A 23,032-nucleotide genomic window follows, 5' to 3' on the forward strand; every position below is an offset into this window, starting at 1 on the left:
AGGTTGGCCGGCGAGACGCCCTCTTCGAGCATCTTTTCCAGGTAGAGCTTACGTTTGTCCAGCGGCAGAGTGATAAAGCGCTTGGCAATCCTCAAAGCAACACTCGTGTCCATCAGAACTCCTCCATATCGTCAAGCAGGGCTTCCAGCTTGTTCAGTTTCTGTTCGTTGATTGCCCCGCCTCCTGTATCGAGTCGAGCGACAAAGTCGCTCAGGACGGGGTGCTGGAATAGCAGTTGCGGCGTCAGCGTCAGGCCCAGTTCCAGGGCGATGCGCGACACGACATTGACCGCCAGCAGCGAGTGCCCGCCGAGTTCGAAGAAGTGATCGTTCAGACCGATGCGTTCCACGGTAAGCACTTGCTGCCAGATTGCCGCGACCTGTTGCTCAAGCTCCGATTGCGGCGCGACATACGCGGCCTGCATCTGGCTGGCATCCACCGCGGGCAGCGCCTTGCGGTCGAGCTTGCCGTTGGGGGTCAGGGGCAACTGCTCAAGGAACAGCAGGTGCGCGGGAATCATGTAGTCAGGTAACGAAGACTTGAGGCCAGTCTTTAGTCCGTCGCGCAGTTGGCGCTGCGCTTCACCGTCGTACACGTCCAGTTGCGCAGCGACCACGTAGGCCACCAGTTGCGCGCCGCCCTCGGCCTCGACGGCCAGCACGGCCGCCTCGCTGATACCCGGTTGCGCCAGCAGCCGCGCTTCGATTTCGCCCAGTTCGATACGGAAACCACGGATTTTCACCTGGTGGTCGATCCGGCCCATGTATTCAAGCGCCCCGTCCTCGCGCTGACGAATCAGGTCGCCGGTGCGGTAGAGACGCTCGCCGTTGCGGGCGAACGGATTGGGCACGAACTTCTCGGCGGTCATCGCCGCTTTGCCCAGATAACCGCGCGTTACGCCGGCACCGGACAGGTACAGCTCGGCCGACACGCCCTGCGGCACCGCTTGCAGATCGGCATCGAGCAAGTGGCTGGCGGAGTGATCCAGCGCACGACCAATACGCGGCTGACCACCGTCGGTGCGGCGGGTCCAGGTCGAGTAAGTGGTGTCTTCCGACGGGCCGTACAGGTCGTAGACATGCTCGACCGTCGACTGCTGATAAAGCGCGTCCACCAACCCTTGCTTGAGCGGTTCGCCCGCCAGGTTGATGATCCGCACACCCGGCGGAATCTGCCCGGCGCGCTGCAACGCGTTGATCGCCGACGGCACGGTGTTGATCAGGCGCACCTGATCGCGGGCCGGCAGTTGCGGCAGTTCCAGCGCGTTGCGGGCGATGATCAGCGAGCCGCCGTTGGCCAGGGTCACAAACAGCTCCCACACCGACAGGTCGAAGCACACCGAAGTCGAGGCCAGCACGCCTTGAATGTCTTCGCGGCGGTAGACCTTGGCCGACCAGTCGATCAGCGCCATGACGTTGCGGTGGGCAATCGCCACGCCTTTCGGCTTGCCGGTGGAACCGGAGGTGTAGATCACGTAGGCGAGGTTGTCCGGGGTCACGGCGGTTTGCGGGGCCTGAGCCGGATAGCCGCCCAACGCGACCTGATCCAGCAACAACACTTGAGCCTTGGACGGCACGGTCAACGTGACAGCCAGTTCCTGCTCAGTCAGCAACACTCGCGCACGGCTGTCTTCGAGCATGTAGGCCACGCGATCGGCCGGGTAATCCGGGTCCAGCGGCACGTAGGCGCCACCGGCCTTGAGCACCGCCAGCAGTGCAATCAGCAACTGCTCGGAACGCGGCAACGCCACGCCCACCCGCACTTCCGGGCCGACGCCGAGTTCGATCAACTTGTGCGCCAGACGGTTGGCCCGGGCGTCCAGTTCGGCGTAGGTCAGTTGCGTGTCGGCGAAGGTCACGGCCAGCGCATCCGGGCTCGCGGCGACCTGACGGGCAATGCGCTGGTGGATGCACAGTTCGGTGACGAAATCGCTGGAAACCGGCGCCGTCTCGATCAGACGCAACTCGCTGAGCGAACGCTCGCCCGCCTCGGTCATCTGCTCAAGCAAACGCTGCAAATGCGCGCCCAGTTGCGCCACGCCGACGTCGGCAAAACGGTCGCGCTGATAGCTGAAGTGCACCGACAGTTCGGCGCCCAGATGCACCAGCAGGGTCAGCGGATAGTTGGTCTGTTCGTGGTTCTCCACCGGACCGAATCGCAGGCCTTGTGGCGCGCCTTGCTCCAATGCCTCGGCGATCGGGTAGTTCTCGAACACCATCAAGCTGTCGAACAGCGCGTCACCGCCCTGCCCGGCCCAGCGCTGGATCTGCGCCAGCGGCGTGTGTTCGAACTCGCGCAGCGCCAGGTTCTGCGCCTGCACGCCTTGCAGCCAGCTGGCCAGGCTCTGCTGCGCTTGCGGCGCGGCGATCACCGGCAAGGTGTTGATGAACAGACCGACCTGCTGCTCGGCCCCCGGCAGATCCGCCGGACGCCCGGCGACGGTGGCGCCGAACGCCACGCAATCCTTGCCGGTGTAGCGCTGCAACAGCAGCAGCCACGCGGCTTGCACCAGGGTGTTGACGGTGACTTTCGAGGCCCGGGCAAACTCGCCCAGACGCTGAGTCAGGCCGGCATCGAGCATCTGGAAATGATCGCCATAACCAACGCTTGGCAAACCAGCATTCGGCCGCGCGATGGCATCGGCCAGACGCGTCGGCTCTTGCAGATTGCCCAGCGCCGCCAGCCAGTAGGCTTCAGCGGTCGCGGCGTCCTGACGCTGCAGCCAGGCGATGTAATCACGGTAACGCCCGGTCGGACGCGGCACCGCTTCGCCGCTGTAATGCTGCAACACTTCGCCGAGCAACTGCGCGCTGCTCCAGCCGTCCATCAGGATGTGATGGTTGGTGTAGATCAGGTGATGACGGTTTTCAGCGATGCGCACCAGCACCAGACGCAGCAACGGTGCGCGGGTCAGGTCGAGGCCTTGGGCACGTTCTTCATCGGCAAGTTTTTTCAGCGCGGCATCAAGATCGGTCTGTCCATTCCAGTCGAGTACGCGGAACGGCACTTCGAGCTGGCGCTGCACCACTTGCACCGGCTGCTCCAGATCGCCCTGCCAGACGAAACCGGTGCGCAGGATGTCGTGGGCATCCACCACCGCTTGCCACGCCGATCGGAAACGCTGCGGGTCGACGCCATCGACGTCCAGACGCATCTGGTTGATGTAGTCGCCGTTGCCGTGTTCGAGCAAGGTGTGGAACAGCATGCCCTGCTGCATCGGCGACAGCGGGTAGATGTCGTCGATGGTCTGCGGCTGTGGCGCCAGCACGTCGAGCTGGGCCTGGGTCAGGCTCGCCAGCGGGAAGTCCGACGGGGTCACGCCACGGTTGGCGCTGTCGCAGCAATGGGCGATCAGCGCGGTCAGCTCTTGCAGGTAATCGTCGGCCAGACGCTGGATGGTCGCCGGTTCGAACATCTCGCGGCTGAAGGTCCAGCTCAGGTCCAGCTCACCGTTGAACACCTTGCCGTCGAGGGCCAGCGGACTGCCCAGCGGGCCTTGCATGTTGACTTCTTCGCCGCCGGATTCGCTGGTCGGCACGAACAGCGCTGCATCACCGGCCTCGAAACTGCCGTCGAACTGGCCCAGATAGTTGAAGGTCAGGCGCGGCGTCGGCAGCGCTTGCAGGGTGGCCCGGGCATGGTCGTCGCCCAGATGCGCGAGGGCACCAAAACCGATGCCTTTGTTCGGGATCGCCCGCAGCTGCTCCTTGATCTGTTTCAGCGAGGCGCCGAGGTCGGCGGTCGGGGTCAGTTTTGCCGGGAACAGGCTGGTGAACCAGCCCACGGTGCGGGTCAGGTCGACGTGGTCGAACAGGTCTTCACGACCGTGCCCTTCCAGTTGCACCAGCACATTGTCGTCGCCGGTCCAGCGCACCATCACCCGCGCCAGGGCGGTCAGCAGCAGGTCGTTGACCTGGGTGCGATAGGCCGCCGGGGCCTCTTGCAGCAGTTGACGGGTCAGAGTCTTGTCCAGCGGCGTGCGGATCGCCAGCGCCTGGCAATGTTGCTGACCGCCCTGCGGGTTGTCGCACGGCAACGCGTTGGATGCGCCTTGCAGTTGTTGCTGCCAGAAGCCCAGTTCGGCTTGCAGCGGTGCACTGCCGGCGTAGTCCTGCAACGCTTCGGTCCAGGCTTTCACGGCACTGGTCTTGGCCGGCAGCTGCACCGCCGCCCCCGACTGGATCTGCCGGTAAGCGCTTTGCAGGTCTTCGAACAGAATCCGCCACGACACGCCATCCACCACCAGATGATGGACCACCAGCAGCAGGCGCTGGCTGCCATCCGCCAGGTTCGCCAGCACCGCGCGGATCAGCGAACCGCCGCTCAGTTGCAGGCTGCGCTGGGCCTGATTGCCCAGCACTTCGAGAGCCGCCAGATCAGCAACCTCGACTTGCCACAGCACGGTTTCGCCGGCCTGGGTTTCGACGTCGCGGTACTGCGCCGTCCAGCCCTGCGCTTGCTCGGCAAAGTCCAGGCGCAGGCTGTCGTGATGCACGACCAGCGCATCCAGTGCTTGCTCAAGCACAACAGCGTCCAACGGCTGAGCCGTCTTGAGCATCACCGACTGGTTCCAGTGATGACGGTCGGGAATCGGCTGGGCGAAGAACCACTGATGAATCGGCAGCAGCGCGGTTTCACCGGTCACCGGGCGCTGATCGATCTGCTGCACCGGCTCGCCGGTCTGCACCACATTGGCCAGCGCCTGAATGGTCTGGTGCTGGAACAGGTCTTTCGGGGTGAAGCGCAACCCGGCCTGACGGGCGCGGCTGACCACCTGAATCGAGATGATCGAATCGCCGCCCAGCTCGAAGAAGTTGTCGGTCAGGCCGACGCGTTCCAGCTTCAGCACGTCCTGCCAGATCGTTGCCAGTTGCTGCTCCAGTGCGCTTTGCGGCGCCACGTAGGCTTGCTGCAATTGGCTGACGTCGGGCTTCGGCAGGCTCTTGCGATCAAGCTTGCCGTTCGGCGTCAGCGGCATGCGCTCAAGGGTCAGCACGTAAGCCGGGACCATGTGCGCCGGCAAGCTGGCCTTGAGTTGCGCCCGCAGTTGCTCGGCGAAATCCGTCTGTTGCGAGTCGCCGACCACGTACGCCACCAGCCGTTTGCTGCCAGCGCTTTCCTGCGCCACGACCACCGCTTCGCGCACGCCGTCGAGGGCTTGCAGGCTGGCTTCGATCTCGCCCAGTTCGATACGGAAACCACGGATCTTCACCTGGTTGTCGATGCGCTCCAAATAATCGAAGGTGCCGTCGGCACGCTGGCGCACCAGGTCGCCGGTGCGGTACAGCACGCCACCGGTTGCGCTGAACGGGTCCGCGACAAAGCGCTCGGCGGTCATCGCCGGACGATTCAGGTAACCACGGGCCACGCCGCTGCCGCCGAGGTACAGCTCGCCGGCCATGCCTTGCGGCAGCAGGTTCAGATCGGCGTCGAGCACGTAGGCGCTGCGGTCGCCGATGCGGCTGCCGATCGGCGCATAGGCGGCGCCGCACGGCACATCGCGACCGGCCTTCCAGATCAGCGGCGTGACCACGGTTTCGGTCGGGCCGTAGCCGTTGATGATGTATTCCGGATTCAGCGCACGCTTGACCCGTTCGAAACTCGCATTCGGCACCGCATCACCGCCGAAGCAGTAGATGCGTACCGGCGGCGGATTGCCCACGCGCTCGGCGTGTTCGGCCAGTTGTTGCAGATACACCGGCGGGAAAGCGACCACGGTCACGCCGTGCTCGATCATGGCGTTGTAGGTCTGCTCCGGCGTCCACAGGCTGTCGTCGCGGATCAGCAGCGAGCCGCCGTGGGTCAAGCTGGTCAGCCAGCGTTCATGGGCGCCGTCGAAGGCGAACGACATGAAATGGAATTCGCAATCGCTGTCGCGCATTTCATAGCGCTCACCGATGGCCAGGCAGTGCATCGCCAGCGGCCCGTGGGTGACGCTGACGCCTTTCGGATTACCGGTGGAGCCGGAGGTGTAAATCACGTAGGCCAGATTGTCCGGATCGATCGTCACCGCCGGCGCCTGCGCCGAATGGCCGCTGAGGTCGAGGCGATCCAGCTCCAGCACGCTCATGGCGTCGTCGATCGGCAGTTGTGCCGACACACGGGAATCGGTCAGCAGCAGCGCCAGACCGGAATCCTGCATCAGGTACGCCAGACGCTCGCGCGGGTAGCTGGTGTCCAGCGGCACATAGGCGCCACCGGCCTTGAGCACCGCCAGCAAGGCAACGATCAGTCCTTCGCCGCGCGGCATCGCCACGCCGACCCGCACTTCGGCGCGCACGCCACGGGCCACCAGTTCATGGGCCAGACGGTTGGCCCGGGCATCCAGTTCGCCGTAGCTGTAATGCTTGCCATCGAAGATGACCGCGGTGCGATCCGGTTGCTGCGCGGCCAAGCGGGCATAGCGCTGGTGCACGGCGATATCGGTCGGATACGCCTGCGGATGGTTCTGCGCCTGTTGCCGCGCATGTTCGTCAGCCGTGGCCAAGGCGATTTCACCGAGACGACGTTCGGCGGATTCGGCGAACTGCTCCAGCAGGTGCAGCAACTGCGCGCTCAGGCGCTCGACCGTGGCGACGCTGAAATGCGCCTGGTCGAAGCTCATGTGCAGCGCCAGGGTTTCGCCCAGCGTCACGCCGAGGGTCAGCGGATAGTGGGTCTGATCCTGGTTGGCAACTTCGCCGAACACCACGCCCTGGGCAGTGCCGTGTTGCAGCGCTTCGGAAATCGGGAAGTTCTCGAACACCAGCAGCGTATCGAACAGCGACTCGCCGCCCTGCCCGGCCCAGCGCTGAATGCTCGCCAGCGGCGTGTGTTCGAACTCGCGCAGCGACAGGTTCTGCGCCTGCACCGCCGCCAGCCACGCGGCCACGGTCTGGTCCGGACGACTGCCGGCGATCACCGGCAAGGTGTTGATGAACAGACCGACTTGCTGCTCGATGCCCACCAGTTCCGCCGGACGCCCGGCCACGGTGGTGCCGAATGCCACGCAGGCGCTGCCGGTGTAGCGTTGCAACAGCAACAGCCACGCGGCTTGCACCAGGGTGTTGACGGTGACTTTCTGCTCACGGGCAAACGCATTTAAACGACGGGTGCGCGACGCATTGAGGTCGTAATGCTTGAGCAGATGACCGATTTCGCTGCGCACCTCTCCACCGCCGGCAGCGGCTTGCGCCAGCACGGTCGGTTCGTGGAAATCCGCCAGTTGTTGCAGCCAGAACGCTTCACTGACCGCCGCGTCTTGACGTTGCAGCCACTGGATGTAATCCGAGTAACGGCTGACCGGACGCGGTGGTTGCTGGCCGGCATAACGCTGCAGGACTTCGCCGAGCATCTGCGCGCTGCTCCAGCCGTCCATCAGGATGTGGTGGTTGGTGAAGATCAAGTGATGACGCTGGTCACTGATGCGGATCAGGGTCACACGCAGCAGCCCGGCCTGGGTCAGGTCGAACCCTTCGGCCAGATCGGCGGCGGTGAAATCCTCGAGGGCCTGGGCGATGTCGCTGCGCTCGCGCCAGTCGAGCAGCGTGTACGGCAACGGCAGTTGGCGATGGATGATTTGCAGTTGTTCCTGCAATTCGCCCTGCCAGATAAAGCCGCTGCGCAGGATGTCGTGGGCGTCCATGGTCGCTTGCCACGCCGCGCGGAAACGCTCGGGATCGAGGCCGTCAACATCGACACACAGCTGATTGATGTAAGTACCGGTGCCCTGCTCGTACAAGGTGTGGAACAACATGCCTTGCTGCATCGGCGACAGCGGATAGATGTCTTCGATGCTGGCGGCCGGCACCGGGATCGCGTCCAGTTGCGCCTGATCGATGTGCGCCAGCGGGAAGTCCGACGGCGTCACGCCCATCGAATCCGCGTCGCAGCAATGGCTGATCAGCACCTGGAGTTCACGCTCGTAATCCTCAGCCAAACGGGCGATGGTCGCCTCGTTGAATTGCTCGCGGCTGAAGGTCCAGCGCAAGTCGAGTTCGCCGTCGTAGACCTGACCTTCGACGCCCAGCCAGTTGTCCAGCGGCGCGTCGAGGCTTTGCTCCGGCCCGGCGTTTTCACCGGCCGGGCTGAACAGTGCACCGTCCTCGGCATCGAAGCTGCCGTCGAACTGGCCGAGGTAGTTGAAGGTGATGCGTGGCATGGCCAGCGCCTTGAGGCTGGCCTGGGTGGATGCGTCGCCCAGATGGCGCAGCACACCGAAACCGATGCCCTTGTTCGGGATCGCCCGCAGTTGTTCCTTGATCTGCTTGATCGCCGCCGCGACGGAATCCGCCGGGGTCAGGCGCACCGGAAACAGGCTGGTGAACCAGCCAACGGTGCGGGTCAGGTCGACGTCGTCGAACAGGTCTTCGCGGCCGTGGCCTTCCAGCTGGATGAGGGTGTCGGCGTGGCCGGTCCAGCGGCTGATCACCCGCGCCAGCGCGGTCAGCAGCAGGTCGTTGACCTGCGTGCGATAAGCGGCCGGGGCCTGTTGCAGCAACTGCTGAGTGAAGGTTTTGTCGAGGCGGCTGTGCAGCACCAAGGCGTGACGGCTTTGCAGGCTGCCCTGCGGGTTATCGCAAGGCAGATCCAGTGCCGCACCGTCGAGTTGTTGCTTCCAGAATCCCAGCTCGGCCTGCAGCGCTTCGGTCGCGGCATAGGCTTGCAGCTGCTCGCCCCAGACCTTGTAGGCGCTGGTTTTCGCCGGCAGTTTGATTGCGTTTTTTTGCGCAGCCTGTTGATAAGCCAGTTGCAGGTCTTCCAGCAGAATCCGCCAAGAAACACCGTCCACCACCAGGTGATGCACGGCCAGCAGCAGACGCTGACTGCCATCGGCGACGGTCGCCAGCACCGCGCGCAACAGCGGGCCGTTTTGCAGGCTCAGGCTTTGCTGGGCCTTGGCGTACAGCGCTTGCAGTTCGCTGTCGGCCAGCTTGTCGGCAGTCCACAACAGTTCCGGATCCTGCGCAATTGGCGCGACTTCGGCACGCCAGCCTTCGGCGCTTTCGACGAAGCGCGAACGCAGGCCGTCGTGATGCGCGATCAACGCGTTCAACGCTTGCAACAGCGCTTCGGCGTTCAGGGTTTGATGACTGCGAAGCAGCACTGCCTGGTTCCAGTGGTGACGCTGGGGAATCGGCTCTTCGAAGAACACTTGCTGGATCGGCAGCAACGGCAGTTCGCCGGTCACCGGCCCCTGATCGATGCTCACGCCAGCGCTGCCCTGCTGCGCCACGCCGGCCAGACCTTGCACGGTCTGGTGCTGGAACAGGTCGCGGGGGCTGAAATGAATGCCAGCCTGACGCGAGCGGCTGACCACCTGAATCGAGATGATCGAGTCGCCGCCCAGCTCGAAGAAGTTGTCGGTGAGGCCGACCTGTTCGAGCTTGAGCACGTCCTGCCAGATGCCCGCGATCTTCTGTTCCAGCTCGCTGCGTGGCGCGACGAACGCCTGCTGCATCTGGCTGGCGTCCGGCGCCGGCAAGGCCTTGCGGTCCAGTTTGCCGTTCGGGCTCAGCGGCAGTTCGGCGAGGAACAACAACTGCGTCGGCACCATGTAGTCCGGAAGGCTGTCCTTGAGCTGCGCCTTGATCGCCTCACGCGCCGCGCCTTGTTCATCGGCGTTCGCTGCAACCACCGATGCCTGCTTCGGCACCACGTAAGCCACCAGTTGCAGGCTGCTGCCGCCCTGCACCGCCAGCACCACGGTTTCGCTGACGTCGTTCAGTTCCAGCAGTCGCGCTTCGACCTCGCCCAGCTCGATACGGAAACCACGGATCTTCACTTGATGGTCAACGCGACCAACGTATTCGAGCTGGCCGAGGGCGTTGTAACGCGCCAGGTCGCCGGTGCGATACAGACGCGCCCCGCTGCTGGAAAACGGATCGGGAATGAAGCGTTCGGCAGTCAGATCGGCACGCTGGAAGTAACCGCGTGCCAGCAATTCACCACCGATCAGCAGTTCACCGACCACGCCGACCGGGGTCGGTTGGCCGTCGGCATCCAGCAGATAGGTGTGACGGCCCGGCAGCGGTTGACCGATCGGCAGGGTCAGCGGCAACGGCTGGCGACCGAACACGTAATCGCTGCAATCGAGGGTGGTCGCAGTGACAGTGGCTTCGGTCGGGCCGTAGGTGTTGAGCAGTTTGACGTGTTCCAGCCCAGCCTGACGCCAGGCCTGCACACCTTCCGGCGGCATCGCTTCACCGCCACTGTGCACCTGACGCAGCGCCGCGTAGTCACGCGGGCCGGCGGCGGCGAATTCCTTAGCGATCATGTTCCAGTAAGCGGTGGTCAGGTCCATGACCGTAATGCCGTGCTCAACAATGTTCCGGTACAGGGTTTCGCTGTCCCATACTTCGTTGCCGCGCAGCACCACCGAGGCGCCGCAGGTCAGCGGGCCGAACAGCTGCTCGCCGAAGGCATCGAAGTTGAAGGTCGCAAATTGCAGCGCGCAATCGGCGGCGCTCAGATCGTAGTAATGCTGCGAGGCGAATGCGTGCTTGCTCAGGGCGCCGTGGCTGATGCCCACACCTTTCGGGCGACCGGTGGAGCCGGAGGTGAACATCACGTAGGCGAGGTTATCGGCCCACACTGCGCGTTGCGGGTTGCTTTCGTCGGCATGCGCCCAGACTTCGGCCTGATCCAGGCACAGGCTCTGGACGTTTTGCGGCACCGGCAAACGCTCGAGCAAATGGCTTTGGGTCAGCAGCAAGCGGCTGCCGCTGTCTTCGATCATGCACAGCAGGCGATCACGCGGGTATTGCGGATCCAGCGGTACATAAGCGCCACCGGCCTTGAGCACGGCGAGGATGGCAACAATCAGTTCCAGTCCGCGATCCACCGCCACGCCCACCAGCACGTCCGGGCCGACGCCTTGCGCCAGTAGTGTGCGCGCCAGGCGATTGGCCCGGGCGTTGAGCTGGGCGTAGGTCAGTCGCTGGCCGTCGAAAATCAGCGCGACGGCATCAGGCGTCAGTTCGGCCTGGGCTTCGAACAGCTGATGTACCGGACGCTCGCTCGGCCACTGGGTATCGTGGCGGCCCCAGTCGTGAGTCAGTTGTTCCAGCTCAGTCGTTTCCAACAACGCGATGTCACCGACGCGCTGCTGCGGATCGCTGACGATGCTGCGCAGCAAGTTCGTCCAGTGACGCGCCATGCGTTCGATGGTTTCAGGCTCGAACAGATCCGTGGCGTAGGTGAACGCGGCGTGCAGCTGCCCGCCCTTCTCGTAGGTGTCCAGGCTCAGGTCGAACTGGGTGCTGCGGCTTTCCCACTCGATGACACCCAGTTCCAGACCGCTGCCGACTTTGAGCGTGGTGACGTCGGCGACTTCCGGCTGGTGGTTGTACATCACCTGAAACAGCGGGTTGTAGCTGAGGCTGCGCTCCAGCTTCAACGCCTCGACGAGACGCTCGAATGGCAAATCCTGATGGGCCTGGGCGCCAAGGGCGGCTTCCTTGAGGTCACGCAGCAGATCGGCGATGGAGGTCTGGCCGTCCAGTTCGACGCGCAGCACCTGAGTGTTGACGAAGAAGCCGATCAGCCCTTCGATTTCCCGGCGATTACGGTTGGCGATCGGCACGCCGACGCGCAGGTCGGACTGGCCGGTGTAACGGTGCAGCAGAATATTGAAGGTGCCGAGCAACAGCATGAACAACGTCACCCCATGCTGACGGGCGAGACCACGCAATTGCTCGACCAGCGCGGCGTCCACCACGCGTTCCAGACGCTGACCCTGGTTGCTCGGCAGCACCGGGCGCGGGTGATCCACCGGCAATTCCAGCACCGGGTGTTCGTCGCCCATCTGCGCCAGCCAGTAGTCGAGTTGACGCTGCTGCTCGCCGGCCTCCAGCCAGCGGCGCTGCCACAAGGCATAGTCGCTGTATTGCACCGCCAGCGGCGGCAGTTCGGCGGCGCGGCCCTGATCGTGGGCGTCATAGAAGCGGCAAAATTCGTCGATCAGCACGTTCATCGACCAGCCGTCGGAGACGATGTGGTGCAACGTCAACAGCAGCACATGTTCCTGCTCGGCCAGTTGCAACAGGCGCACCCGCAGCAGCGGGCCGTTGGCCAGGTCGAACGGCAGCAGCGATTGCTCTTGGGCCGCCGCAGCGACACGAGCTTCACGTTCGGCGGCCGGCAAATCACTGAGATCGATGCGCTGGATGTCCAGCGGTTGTTGCAGCGGCACTTGCAGCAGGCTGTCGTCGGGCTGCTGCTGGAACACCGTGCGCAGGGTTTCGTGACGTTCGATCAGGCTGGCGAAGGCTTGCTCCAGCGCTGTCTGGTTCAGGCGACCGGTCAGGCGCACCGCCGCCGGCAGGTTGTAGGCACCGCTTTGCGGATCCAGATGCCAGAGAAACCACATACGTTGCTGGGCATAAGACAGCGCCTGCCGATCCTCGGCCTCGACGCCTGCGGGAATCGGGAACCGGGAAAAATCCACCCCTTCTTTCGCCAGGGCAGCCAGGAACATCTGGCGCTTTTCCAGGGGCAACCCGATAAACCGGCGAGCGAGTTTCAAGGAGTCTTCTGCATTCATTTCTTGGCATCCGGATCAGTAGGCAGGCAGCACAAAGGCACGTCGTCCCTATAAAACGAATGCAGACCGGAAAAATTAGCGATTGAGAAGAAGTGTCAGAAAGGCAGTGGCGAGCATGAAGCCGCCAACTGAAAGCGCAGCGACAGCAGGCAGGACGCCCGCTGTCGCCGATTGAAACTCAGGCGCTGACGGCCAGCGCGTGGCGACGGTGATGCACCTCAAGTTGATCCTTGATCACCTTGAGCACTCGGGCTTCGTGCTCATGAATGAAGAAGTGCCCGCCGGCCAGCATGTCCACCGAGAAACTGCCCGAGGTTTCCTTGCTCCAGCCGATCAATTGCTCGGTGGTGGCCTTGTCGGCCTTGCCCCCGAGCACATGCACCGGGCATTTGAGCAGCGGGCGCTGCAACGGCTGGAATTTGCCACAGAGCAGGAAATCCGCACGCAGAATCGGCAGGGTCAGGCTCATCAACTCTTCGTTGGCCAGCACTTCCTCGCTGGTGCCGTTGAGCGTGCGCAGCTGGTCGATCAGCTCAGCGTCGGTCTTTGGGTCAGCGAAGCCACGGTCGTATTCGGCGCGCATCGTCGGCGCCGCCGTTCCCGAAGCGAACAACGCCACCGGCTCCGGGCAGCCCAGCGCGCGTAAGGCGTGGGCGATTTCGCAGGCCATCAGCGCACCCAGGCTGTGGCCGAACAACGCATAAGGGGTCTTCAGCGTCGGGCGCAATTCCCTGGCCAGTTGCATCGCCAGTACGCGCATGTCGGTGTGCAGCGGCTCGTCGAACCGTGCGCCGCGCCCCGGCAGTTCCACCGGTTGCAGTTGCAGCCATTGCGGCAGCTTCGGCCGCCAGCGGCTGTAGACCATGGCACTGGCGCCGGAGTACGGCAGGCACAGCAGGGTCAACTTGGTCACCACGCTTCCCTCGAAAAAATGTCTCTTCAAGAGGGTACGGATCAACGGCCGGGCAAATTAGTCGGCGGTGGCTAAATTTCCCCCACAAACCCTCGTTAACCGTTCAGGCCAAAACTACAACGAGGACTCACCGTGGACCTGCAGACCATCCTGGGCAAGCTGTTCGCCAATGCCGGTGCCGTCGGCATCGAAGGCGTTTTCCAATTCGTGCTGGGTCCACAGCTGGCGTGCTGGTCCGAGGTCAAGGCCAGCACCCGCACCGAGGCCGGTCGACACCCGAACCCGGACGTGACCATTGAGGTGGCGCCGAACGATTTCGCCGGGATCATGAGCGGCACCGCCAACGTCGAAGAACTGTTCGCCAGCGGTCGGCTGAAGATCGGCGGCAACATGGGCCTGGCGACAATGCTGCCGCAGATCATCGACCACGCCCGCCACGGGGGTGCGCCGGCGCAAAAGGTCGACATGAACAAGCGCTACCCGACGCCGCCGCGCCGCAGTGAAACCATCACCGCCGCACGGCCGCTGCAGACCGTCGTCGACCGCCGGCCACGCAGCGAGTTGTCAGTCCAGGAATTCGAGGAGCGCTACCTGCCCTTCGGCACGCCGGTGGTCATCAGCAATGCCTTGCACGACTGGCCGCTGTTCAAACTCAGCCGCGAAGAATCGCTGGTGCATTTCGCCGAACTGCAAGGCATCACCCGCCACGGCGATTATGTGAAGAAAACCTTCTCCACCGAGAGGGATTTCCGCTCCACCTCGATGGCCGATTTCATCGCTTCGCTGGACAGCCCGGCGGTCAAGGGCGCGGATGGCGAGCCGCCGGCGTACATGGGCAACAACATCCTGCCGGCCGCGCTGATGCAGCAGATCAAATACCCGTCCTACTTCGATGCCTCGCTGTTCATCCCGCCACGGATCTGGATCGGCCCCAAGGGCACGCTGACGCCGCTGCATCGCGACGACTCCGACAACCTGTTCGCCCAGGTCTGGGGCCAGAAGAAATTCACCCTCGCCGCACCCCACCATCGAGATGCGCTGGGCACCTGGTCCACCGCGCCGGAAGGGGGCCTGGATGGCTGTGATTTCAACCCGGATGCGCCGGACTATGAGCGCTTCCCCGCCGCGCGCGACGTGACGTTCCTGCGCGTGACGCTGGAGGCCGGTGATCTGCTGTTCCTGCCTGAAGGCTGGTTCCATCAGGTGGAGTCAGTCTCGACGTCGCTGTCGGTCAACTTCTGGGTGAACTCGGGCCGGGGCTGGTAACCGGCATTATTTGAGGTGACGAAAGCTCTGCACCGCCGAGCCCAGCACCACCGCCCCGGCGGCAATCGCCAGCCAGAAGCCGCTCCGCGCGCCGAACGCATCCACCAGTGCGCCGGAACCGGCGGCGCCAATGGCCACGCCGATGCTCAAACCGGTCACCAGCCAGGTCAGGCCTTCGGTGAGTTTGGCCGGCGGTACGATGCGCTCAATCAATGCCATCGCCACAATCAGAGTCGGCGAGAAGAACAGCCCGGCGATGAACACCGCGACGGCCAACCCGAAAATATTGCTCGCCAGCAATAACGGCAAAGTGGTCACCGCTGTCGCCAAACCGCCGTAGAGAAACAGGCGCGGCAGCGGCAGCTTCGAGCGCATCGCCCCGAACGCGATACCGGCCAGACAGGAACCGATGGCGTACACCGACAACACGATGCTCGCCGCCGCAGGCTGGCCCTGCTGCTGGGCGAACGCGACGCTGACCACATCCACCACGCCGACAATCACACCCATGGCGAGCATCAACGCCAGCAGCCATTGCACGTCGGTCGAGCGAATGATCGAGCCTTGATGCTGCGATTCGTGGGGATGCACCGGCGGCTCCGTGCTTCGCAGGGCGACGAATGCAGTCACGCCGATCGCCAGCGCCACCAGCGCCGCCAAAGGCCCGGCTTCGGGAAACGCCACCACGCACAACCCCACCGACAACGGCGGGCCGACGATAAAGCAGACTTCGTCAAGCACCGACTCCAGCGCATATGCGGTCTGCAACTGCGGCTGGCCGCGATAGATTTCCGTCCAGCGCGCCCGCACCATCGCCGACATGCTCGGCATGCAACCGGCCAGTGCAGCGCAGACAAACAGCGTCCAGGTCGGCGCCTGCAAACGGGTGCACAGCAGCAACATCAGCAGCGCGCCCCCGCCGATCAGCGCTGCCACCGGCAGCACCCGCCCCTGGCCGAAACGGTCCACCAGCCGCGACACCTGCGGCGCGCAAAACGCCGTGGCCAGCGCAAACGTCGCCGCCACCCCGCCCGCCAACGCGTAGCCGCCGGTCAATTGCGAAAGCATGGTGATCACGCCGATGCCGGTCATGGAAATCGGCATGCGCGCGATCATCGCGGCAATCACAAAAGCCCGGGCGCCGGGGGCGTTGAACAGTTCGCGGTAAGGGTTTGCCATGGGTTGCGGCCTCATCAGGGGCGGCCAAGTTGCCACAGAGCCTGACGGCCGGGGAAGCGAGGAATTGTTGGTGGAATGTGAAGGGCATGCACAGCAAAAGGTTATTCGTTTTGGCTTCGCAAATTGCCTGCCTGCCGCTTCGGGCGGGTCGCTGCCCGCTCGTCCATTGAGCTGCGCACCTGTCAAACCTGACAGGTGCGCAAATTCCGTCAAAGGTTTTACATAAACCTGCCATTTCCGCACGGGAACCGCATCGGTGAGGCCCTCCCTCCTCCCAGAGAAAAGGATGACACCATGGATCACGCCACCAACGCCCCGACGCCACGCAGCGCCACTGCGCCCTTTGTCGTGCGCTCGCTTTTTTGTCCTCCTCCCACGCGCATCGATGAAGCGCTGGGTCAGGACATCAACGAGCGTCTGATGGCATGGATACCGAACATAGGGATCTTTGCCGGCAAGGAGGAAAAAATCCGCGCCAGTGATTTCGGTCGCTATGCAATGCTGTGTCACGCCGATACGGACGATCCGGATCGATTGCTGCTCGCGGCGCAATGCTTCGCGGCGTTGTTTGCGGTGGACGATCACTATTGCGACGATCAATCCCTCGGCGGTCGCCCTGAGAAAGTGGCCGAAAGGCTCTCCTTCGCGCTCACCGCGATCGACCCGGTCTACTTGCCTGCACCGTTCGACAAAGAACTCGCACGGCAGCAGATGCGCGACCCGGTGATCAGGGGGTTGCTGGCTTATATGAAACGGGTCGCCCAGTTCTGCACGCCCTCGCAAGTCGCCCGGGTGCGCCAGATCACAACCGCCATGTTCGTCACCATGGCGGCGGAAAGTCCCTGGCGCCTTTATGGCACCCAACCCACTGTCGCTGAATACCTGGCCAGTCGGCAGGTCAACAGCTTCTGGCCTTGCCTGGTACTGATCGATCCGATCGGCGGCTACGAAGTCCCGGCCAACAAGTATTCCCTTCCAGAGTTTCACCACATCACCGCACTGGCCTCGCTGGCGACTACTCTGGTCAACGATCTGTACTCCGCTTACAAAGAGCACCTGAACGAAACCGGCGACTTCAAGCTGCCTTACCTGTTGGCAGCCAGGCACAACTGTTCGCTTCAAGGGGCAATCGACCTGGCGGCCGATATCCATGACGCAGTGATGGAAGAATACGAGCACCTGCACGCAACGCTGATGAAAGGCACGCGCTCGCCGGTATTGCGGCGCTACCTCACAGGATTGAGGACATGGATTGGCGGCAATCTGGAATGGCATAAACACAGTGCGCGCTACCATGTCTGAACCCGCGCAACCCTGCGGGGATTCGACGCGATTGCCCGGCCCTTCGCATTTGCGCTGAACTCTGACCCGAGGGCGTCGGTCAGCTGTTCAGATCCCCACACAAGGCGCGACCCTGCATGCAGATTTCCCTCGCCCGTCAGGTGGCACTGGTCACCGGCGCAAGCTCCGGCATCGGCCACGGCGCCGCCAAAGCCCTGGCCGCTGCCGGTGCCGCCGTGGTCATCAACTACAACCGTCAGGCCGAGCCCGCCGAAGCGCTGGCCCGGCAGATCGTCGCCGACGGTGGTCAGGCCATCGCCATCGGCGCCGACGTGTCAAAGGAAGAGGACGTCGAGCGACTGTTCCAGCAGACCCTCGACGCCTTCGGAACACTGGACATTCTGGTGGCCAATTCCGGCCTGCAAAAAGACGCGGCGGCTGTGGATATGTCGCTGGCCGACTGGAACGCGGTGATCGGCGTCAACCTCACCGGCCAGTTCCTTTGCGCCCGCGCCGCGCTGCGGATTTTCCACCGCCAGGGCGTGCGCGAAGGCGTGTCCCGGGCGGCGGGCAAGATCATCCACATGAGTTCGGTACACCAGCGCATTCCCTGGGCCGGGCACGTCAATTACGCAGCGTCCAAGGGCGGCGTCGATCAGTTGATGCAGACCCTGGCCCAGGAAGTCAGCCACCAGAGAATCCGCATCAACGGCATCGCGCCGGGGGCGATTCGCACGGCCATCAATAAGGACGCCACCGAGGGCGACGCCGGGCAAGCCCTGCTCAAACTCATCCCTTACGGGCGCATCGGCGATGTCGAGGACGTGGCCAACGCGGTGGTGTTCCTCGCCTCCGATGCCTCCGACTACATCGTCGGCACCACCCTGTTCATCGACGGCGGCATGAGCCTCTATCCGGAGTTCCGTGGCAATGGCTGAGCATCCTTCCGAACGACAAAGCCCCATCGACGCCCACGGCATCATTGGCGACATGCGCAGCGCCGCGCTGGTCAATGACAAAGGCAGCGTGGATTTCTTCTGCTGGCCGGAGTTCGACAGCCCGTCGATCTTCTGTTCGCTGCTCGATACCCCCGACGCGGGGATTTTCCAGCTCAACCCTGACCTGCCCGATGCCCGACGCGAACAGATTTACCTGCCGGACACCAACGTCCTGCAAACCCGCTGGCTCAGCGACCACGCCGTGGTGGAAATCACCGACCTGCTGCCGATTGGCGACAACGACGATGCCTTGCCGCTGTTGATGCGCCGGGTGCGAGTGGTCAGCGGGCAGGCAACGTTTCATCTGCGCTGCGCGGTTCGGCATGACTATGCCCGCGCTGAAACGCGCGCCGTCATCGACAAAGAGGATGTGTTGTTCAGCGCCAGCGGGCAGCCGACACTGCGGCTGGCTTCGGATCAAACCCTGAGCGTCGATAACGCTGCGGCAGCCGCACAGTTCACCCTCAAGCAGGATCAAACGGCGGCGTTCATGCTCGGCGCCAGCGACGACCCACGCTTTGCCGAAGGCGCCGCGCAGCTGTGCATCGAACGCACGCTGAAGTTCTGGCGCGACTGGATCGGTCAGTCAAATTATCGCGGCCGTTGGCGCGAAATGGTCAACCGCTCGGCCCTGGCCCTGAAGCTCCTGACCTCACGCCAGCACGGCGCAATCCTCGCCGCCGCCACCTTCGGCCTGCCGGAAACACCCGGTGGCGAACGCAACTGGGACTATCGCTACACCTGGATCCGCGACGCCTCCTTCACCGTCTACGCCTTCATGCGCCTGGGTTTTGTCGACGAAGCCAACGGCTACATGCGCTGGCTGCGCGGACGGGTCAGCGATTGCAGCGGCCAGTCGATGAAGCTGAACATCCTCTACGCCATCGACGGCCGCCAGGAACTCCCGGAAACCGAACTCACGCATTTGTCCGGCCATGGCGGCGCAAAACCGGTACGCATCGGCAATGGCGCCTACGACCAGATTCAACTGGATATCTTCGGCGAACTGATGGACGCCGTTTATCTGGTCAACAAATACGGCGACGCGATTTCCCACGAAGGCTGGAAACATGTGATGGAAGTGGTCGATCAGGTCTGTGAGACCTGGCAGACCAAGGACGTAGGCATCTGGGAAATGCGCGGTGAGCAACATCACTTCCTGCACTCGCGACTGATGTGCTGGGTGGCGCTGGACCGGGCCATCCGCCTGGCCTCGAAACGTTCGCTGCCGGCGCCCTTCGCCCGCTGGGACCAGACGCGTCAGGCGATTCATGCCGACATCTGGGACAACTTCTGGAACGAAGAGCGCGGGCATTTTGTGCAGTACCAGAGCGGCACGGCGCTGGATGGCTCGATGTTGCTGATGCCGTTAGTGCGCTTCGTCAGCGCCAAGGATCCGAAATGGCTGGCGACGCTGGAAGCGATCGAAAAACATCTGGTGCGTGATGGCATGGTTTATCGCTATCGCAACGATGATGCGGGTATCGACGGTTTGTCCGGCACTGAAGGCGCCTTCGCCGCTTGTTCATTCTGGTACGTGGAATGTCTTGCCCGCGCCGGACAAGTGGAAAAGGCTCACCTGGAATTCGAGCAACTGCTGCGTTACGCCAATCCGTTGGGGCTGTACGCGGAGGAATTCGACAACCGTGGCCGGCATCTGGGCAACACACCACAGGCGCTGACCCACTTGGCGTTAATCAGCGCGGCGAGTTTTCTGGATCGCAAGTTGAGTGGGGAGAAAAATTACTGGCAGCCGTAGTCATCCTTCTTCGCCACACGCTGTAAGAAAGATCTCAACCCCAATTGCCGTTTGTAGGAAGGCTACCTACGAACGGCAAACACCCCCGAGCCTTATGGTTGAAGGGCTGGCCCACACAATCGATTCCTTTCGATACAACTGGTTGATGGCACGGCCTACAGAAACCTGCCAACCCCGTGTAACGCTTGGCCCGCAACTCGCACTTACACCCCGAAATACCTTGTTGCCAGCTGTTACATCGCCCCCTACCATCCATCGCAACGGGCACAGCGGAGCTGTCCAATAAAAACCCGATTCAAGGAACCAGAATGAGCCAACGCATCCACCGCCAGATCGACACCCCACTGCGCACCGGCCTCAAGCGCGATGAACTATGGGAAGCCGCCGACAAAGGCCTGATCAAATGCTGGGAAATCGGCCGCCAGCGCGCCGCCCGCTTCCCCGACCTCGCCCAACGCTGCCGTGCCGATGAATTACCGGTGCTGGGCTGGAAAGGTGGCGTGAGCCGCAGCCTGAAGAAGAATGAAAAATACGGATCGCTGAAATACCTCGCCCAGTGGCAAGGGTTGCGTGGGGAAGATCTGGATATTGATCTGGGTTCCGAACGAGTCATGACCTGCTCGCGGACGAAAATGGTGGTGACGTTTACGCCGGATCGGAGCAAGTATTTTAATCAGGTGGCGGAAGCCGAAGGTTGAAATGTAACGCTTGTAGCTCTCAGCCCCACTCAAGCCACACCATTAACCATCGACTACGAGTTATCTTTTGAAATCGACGCACATCGACAAGCTCGCGCTTGGCGTTGCTCTGCTGGCACTTGGAGCAACAATCTGGCAGGCGAACGCCCAAATCAAACATGACCATGTTTCAGTGGAACCACGTATCACCTCGTATTTCTCAAACAACGGAAATAAAAACCAATGGGGGATTTACGCATTCAATAACGGCATGGGTAATGCTTTCGTTGAAAGTCTGGAGGTCTATGTAGATGGGAAACCCGTACAGGATCATCAGTACGGAAAATTCTTCTCAGCCGTCACCGAGCTTGGACTGAACCCACTATGTTTTTTAATCGGCGGCCCACGTCCGAACGATGCCTTTCAAGTAGGCAGTGAAGAGAGACTCATAGAGGCAAACCCCAAAGCTCCTAAAGAATGCGCCCTGAATAATTTGCTGCTGCAAACCTATGCTCGCGAGCGCGTTGACTATGAGTTGGTCTTCAAATCCATTTATGGCGAACGCTTTAAATATCGTTATTCGAAGAATAGCCAAGTGCCGATATGAGCGGTTTTTACAGACCTCATAAGTGCTGATCAATATCTCAAGGCACTATTGAATCCATTGCCGTGCTGACCGAAAACCGCTCCCGATACGCCTGCGGCGTCACACCCATGGCCCGCAGGAAACTGCGACGCAACGTCTCCTCACTGCCAAATCCACAATTCGCCGCGACCCGTTTGATCGGCAGCCCGGTATCACTCAGCAACCGGCGAGCGGTTTCGACGCGGATCAGTTCGATGGCGCGGGCCGGGGTCTGGCCGGTGTCGGCGCGGTAGTGGCGCACGAAGCTGCGTTCGCTCATGCCGGCCTGTTCGGCGAGGGTCGGGATGCCCAGGTCGCAGGTCAGGTGTTCGGCGATCCACGCGTGCAAATCGTCGAAGCGGTTGCCCTGTTTTTGCAGCGACAGCGTCACGCTGAACTGCGACTGCCCGCCCGGGCGCTTGAGGAACACCACCAGTTGCCGGGCGACGTCCAGGGCCATGTCGCGGCCGAGGTCGTCTTCGACCATGGCCAGCGCCAGGTCGATGCCGGCGGTGACACCCGCCGAGGTCCAGACCGGGCCGTCGTTGATGAAGATCGGATTGGGCTCGACCTGCAAGCGCGGATGCTGCTGCGCCAGTTGTTCGCAGCGGGTCCAGTGGGTGACGACCCGACGACCGTCGAGCCAGCCGCTGGCCGCCAGCAGAAATGCGCCGGTGCAGACCGAGGCCACGCGCCGGCAGCCGTTGGCGTGTTCACGCACCCAGCTCACTAACTCAGTGTCTTCGGCAGCGGCATAAACGCCCCAGCCGCCGGCGATGATCAGGGTATCGCTGGGCTGCTTCGGCAGCGGCTCGGCCAGCATCGCCAACCCGGCAGACGAGTTCACCGCCCCACCACCGCTAGCAATCACCGTTGGCGCGTACGGCGCAGGCAAACCCTGCTGGCGGGCGATATCGTTGGCCGAGGCGAACACCTGCAACGGCCCGGTGACATCGAGCAGTTGCACGTTGGCGAACGCGAGTACGTGGATGGTTTTCGGCATTTGGCGTAATTCGTGGGCTGATTGGCTTATGCGCCAAAACCTACGCGCCTACAGTGAAGCCGTCTACCCCCCTTTTCACGGAGAAGAATCATGGCGTTGCAGATCGGTTTTCTGTTGTTTCCCCAGGTGCAGCAACTCGACCTGACTGGCCCGTATGACGTGCTGGCCTCGTTGCCGGACGTGCAGGTGCACCTGATCTGGAAAGATCTGGTGCCGGTCACCGCCAGCACGGGGCTGGTGCTGAAACCGACCACAACGTTCGAGGACTGCCCGGCTCTGGATGTGATCTGCGTACCCGGCGGCGCGGGGGTTGGGCCGTTGATGGAAGATGAGCAGACGCTGGATTTCATCAAGGCGCAAGCGGCGCATGCGCGGTACGTGACGTCGGTGTGCACCGGATCGCTGGTGCTTGGGGCGGCGGGTCTGTTGCAGGGCAAACGGGCGACCACGCACTGGGCTTATCACGATTTGCTGCCGACACTGGGCGCGATCCCGGTGAAGGATCGGGTGGTGCGTGACGGCAATCTGTTTACCGGGGGCGGCATCACGGCGGGGATCGATTTTGCCCTGACCTTGGCGCAAGAGTTGGTCGGTGTCGATACGGCGCAACTGGTGCAGTTGCAGCTGGAATATGCGCCGGCGCCGCCGTTTGATTCGGGAAGCCCGGAGACGGCGCCGGGTGCGGTTGTCGATGAGGCGCGCAAGCGTGCGGCGCCTTCGCTGAAGTTGCGCACGGAAATCACCGAGCGCGCGGCGGCAAAACTCAACCTGCACTAACTTTCAACCACACCTGAAAACTTGTGGGAGC

At 63.0% G+C, this 23,032-nt stretch carries 12 protein-coding genes (1 of these 12 running past the window's edge); 7 read left to right on the forward strand and 5 right to left on the reverse strand.

Features of this window, described 5'->3' with window-relative positions; genetic code table 11:
• The 3 genes from F2P67_RS10210 to F2P67_RS10220 form a co-directional block, all read right to left on the reverse strand.
• A protein-coding gene (locus F2P67_RS10210) for a non-ribosomal peptide synthase/polyketide synthase (protein WP_166219940.1) crosses the window boundary here: on the reverse strand, positions 1 to 113 show its 5' end (the start). Its footprint begins 13,435 nt before the window's first position; only the first 113 of its 13,548 coding nucleotides appear in the window; it begins with the start codon at positions 111 to 113; the stop codon falls past the left edge of the window.
• Complete coding sequence (locus F2P67_RS10215; RefSeq protein ID WP_166219942.1) at positions 113 to 12,523, reverse strand: non-ribosomal peptide synthetase; 12,411 nt, start codon at positions 12,521 to 12,523, stop codon at positions 113 to 115. The genes F2P67_RS10210 and F2P67_RS10215 overlap by 1 nt, the downstream gene beginning before the upstream one ends.
• A 178-nt stretch (positions 12,524 to 12,701) precedes the next feature.
• Positions 12,702 to 13,439, reverse strand: coding sequence for an alpha/beta fold hydrolase (locus F2P67_RS10220; RefSeq protein ID WP_166219944.1), 738 nt, complete (start codon positions 13,437 to 13,439; stop codon positions 12,702 to 12,704).
• 129 nt (positions 13,440 to 13,568) lie between these two features.
• On the opposite strand from F2P67_RS10220, the gene F2P67_RS10225 reads away from it, so the two are divergent.
• Positions 13,569 to 14,702, forward strand: a complete 1,134-nt coding sequence (locus F2P67_RS10225; RefSeq protein ID WP_166219946.1) for a cupin-like domain-containing protein — start codon at positions 13,569 to 13,571, stop codon at positions 14,700 to 14,702.
• 6 nt (positions 14,703 to 14,708) lie between these two features.
• Here the strand turns inward: F2P67_RS10225 and F2P67_RS10230 are convergent, their stop codons facing one another.
• Positions 14,709 to 15,881 (reverse strand): MFS transporter, encoded by a 1,173-nt coding sequence (locus F2P67_RS10230; RefSeq protein ID WP_166219948.1) that lies wholly within the window; start codon positions 15,879 to 15,881, stop codon positions 14,709 to 14,711.
• A 294-nt stretch (positions 15,882 to 16,175) separates the two neighbouring features.
• Between F2P67_RS10230 and F2P67_RS10235 the strand changes: the two genes are divergently transcribed.
• The 5 genes from F2P67_RS10235 (at position 16,176) to F2P67_RS10255 (ending at position 21,203) form a co-directional block, all read left to right on the forward strand.
• Complete coding sequence (locus F2P67_RS10235) at positions 16,176 to 17,183, forward strand: terpene synthase family protein (protein WP_166219950.1); 1,008 nt, start codon at positions 16,176 to 16,178, stop codon at positions 17,181 to 17,183.
• Between the two features lie 116 nt (positions 17,184 to 17,299).
• A complete protein-coding gene (locus tag F2P67_RS10240; RefSeq protein ID WP_166219952.1) occupies positions 17,300 to 18,100 on the forward strand; it encodes a glucose 1-dehydrogenase in 801 nt (266 codons plus the stop codon).
• Entirely contained in the window at positions 18,093 to 19,919 is a 1,827-nt protein-coding gene (locus F2P67_RS10245; protein ID WP_166219954.1) for a glycoside hydrolase family 15 protein, read from the forward strand. Before F2P67_RS10240 ends, F2P67_RS10245 begins: the two co-directional genes overlap by 8 nt.
• A gap of 308 nt (positions 19,920 to 20,227) precedes the next feature.
• Positions 20,228 to 20,617, forward strand: coding sequence for a hypothetical protein (locus tag F2P67_RS10250; protein ID WP_166219956.1), 390 nt, complete (start codon positions 20,228 to 20,230; stop codon positions 20,615 to 20,617).
• A 67-nt stretch (positions 20,618 to 20,684) separates the two neighbouring features.
• Positions 20,685 to 21,203 (forward strand): hypothetical protein, encoded by a 519-nt coding sequence (locus tag F2P67_RS10255; RefSeq protein ID WP_166219958.1) that lies wholly within the window; start codon positions 20,685 to 20,687, stop codon positions 21,201 to 21,203.
• Positions 21,204 to 21,240: 37 nt separating this feature from the next.
• Here F2P67_RS10255 and F2P67_RS10260 read toward each other — a convergent pair whose 3' ends face one another.
• Positions 21,241 to 22,224, reverse strand: a complete 984-nt coding sequence (locus F2P67_RS10260) for a GlxA family transcriptional regulator (RefSeq protein WP_166219960.1) — start codon at positions 22,222 to 22,224, stop codon at positions 21,241 to 21,243.
• A 90-nt stretch (positions 22,225 to 22,314) separates the two neighbouring features.
• On the opposite strand from F2P67_RS10260, the gene inhA reads away from it, so the two are divergent.
• On the forward strand, positions 22,315 to 23,001 hold the full coding sequence (inhA, locus tag F2P67_RS10265) for an isonitrile hydratase (protein WP_166219962.1): 687 nt from the start codon (positions 22,315 to 22,317) through the stop codon (positions 22,999 to 23,001).
• Positions 23,002 to 23,032 lie beyond the last annotated feature (31 nt).

Source organism: Pseudomonas atagonensis (genome assembly GCF_011369485.1).
Classification (GTDB): Bacteria; Pseudomonadota; Gammaproteobacteria; order Pseudomonadales; family Pseudomonadaceae; genus Aquipseudomonas; species Aquipseudomonas atagonensis.

Coding starts and splice junctions, on each gene's coding strand:
- F2P67_RS10215 (WP_166219942.1), bottom strand. CDS start 12,523: ATGAATGCAGAAGACTCCTTGAAACTCGCTCGCCGGTTTATCGGGTTG.
- F2P67_RS10230 (WP_166219948.1), bottom strand. CDS start 15,881: ATGGCAAACCCTTACCGCGAACTGTTCAACGCCCCCGGCGCCCGGGCT.
- F2P67_RS10235 (WP_166219950.1), top strand. CDS start 16,176: ATGGATCACGCCACCAACGCCCCGACGCCACGCAGCGCCACTGCGCCC.
- F2P67_RS10240 (WP_166219952.1), top strand. CDS start 17,300: ATGCAGATTTCCCTCGCCCGTCAGGTGGCACTGGTCACCGGCGCAAGC.
- F2P67_RS10245 (WP_166219954.1), top strand. CDS start 18,093: ATGGCTGAGCATCCTTCCGAACGACAAAGCCCCATCGACGCCCACGGC.
- F2P67_RS10250 (WP_166219956.1), top strand. CDS start 20,228: ATGAGCCAACGCATCCACCGCCAGATCGACACCCCACTGCGCACCGGC.
- F2P67_RS10260 (WP_166219960.1), bottom strand. CDS start 22,224: ATGCCGAAAACCATCCACGTACTCGCGTTCGCCAACGTGCAACTGCTC.
- inhA (WP_166219962.1), top strand. CDS start 22,315: ATGGCGTTGCAGATCGGTTTTCTGTTGTTTCCCCAGGTGCAGCAACTC.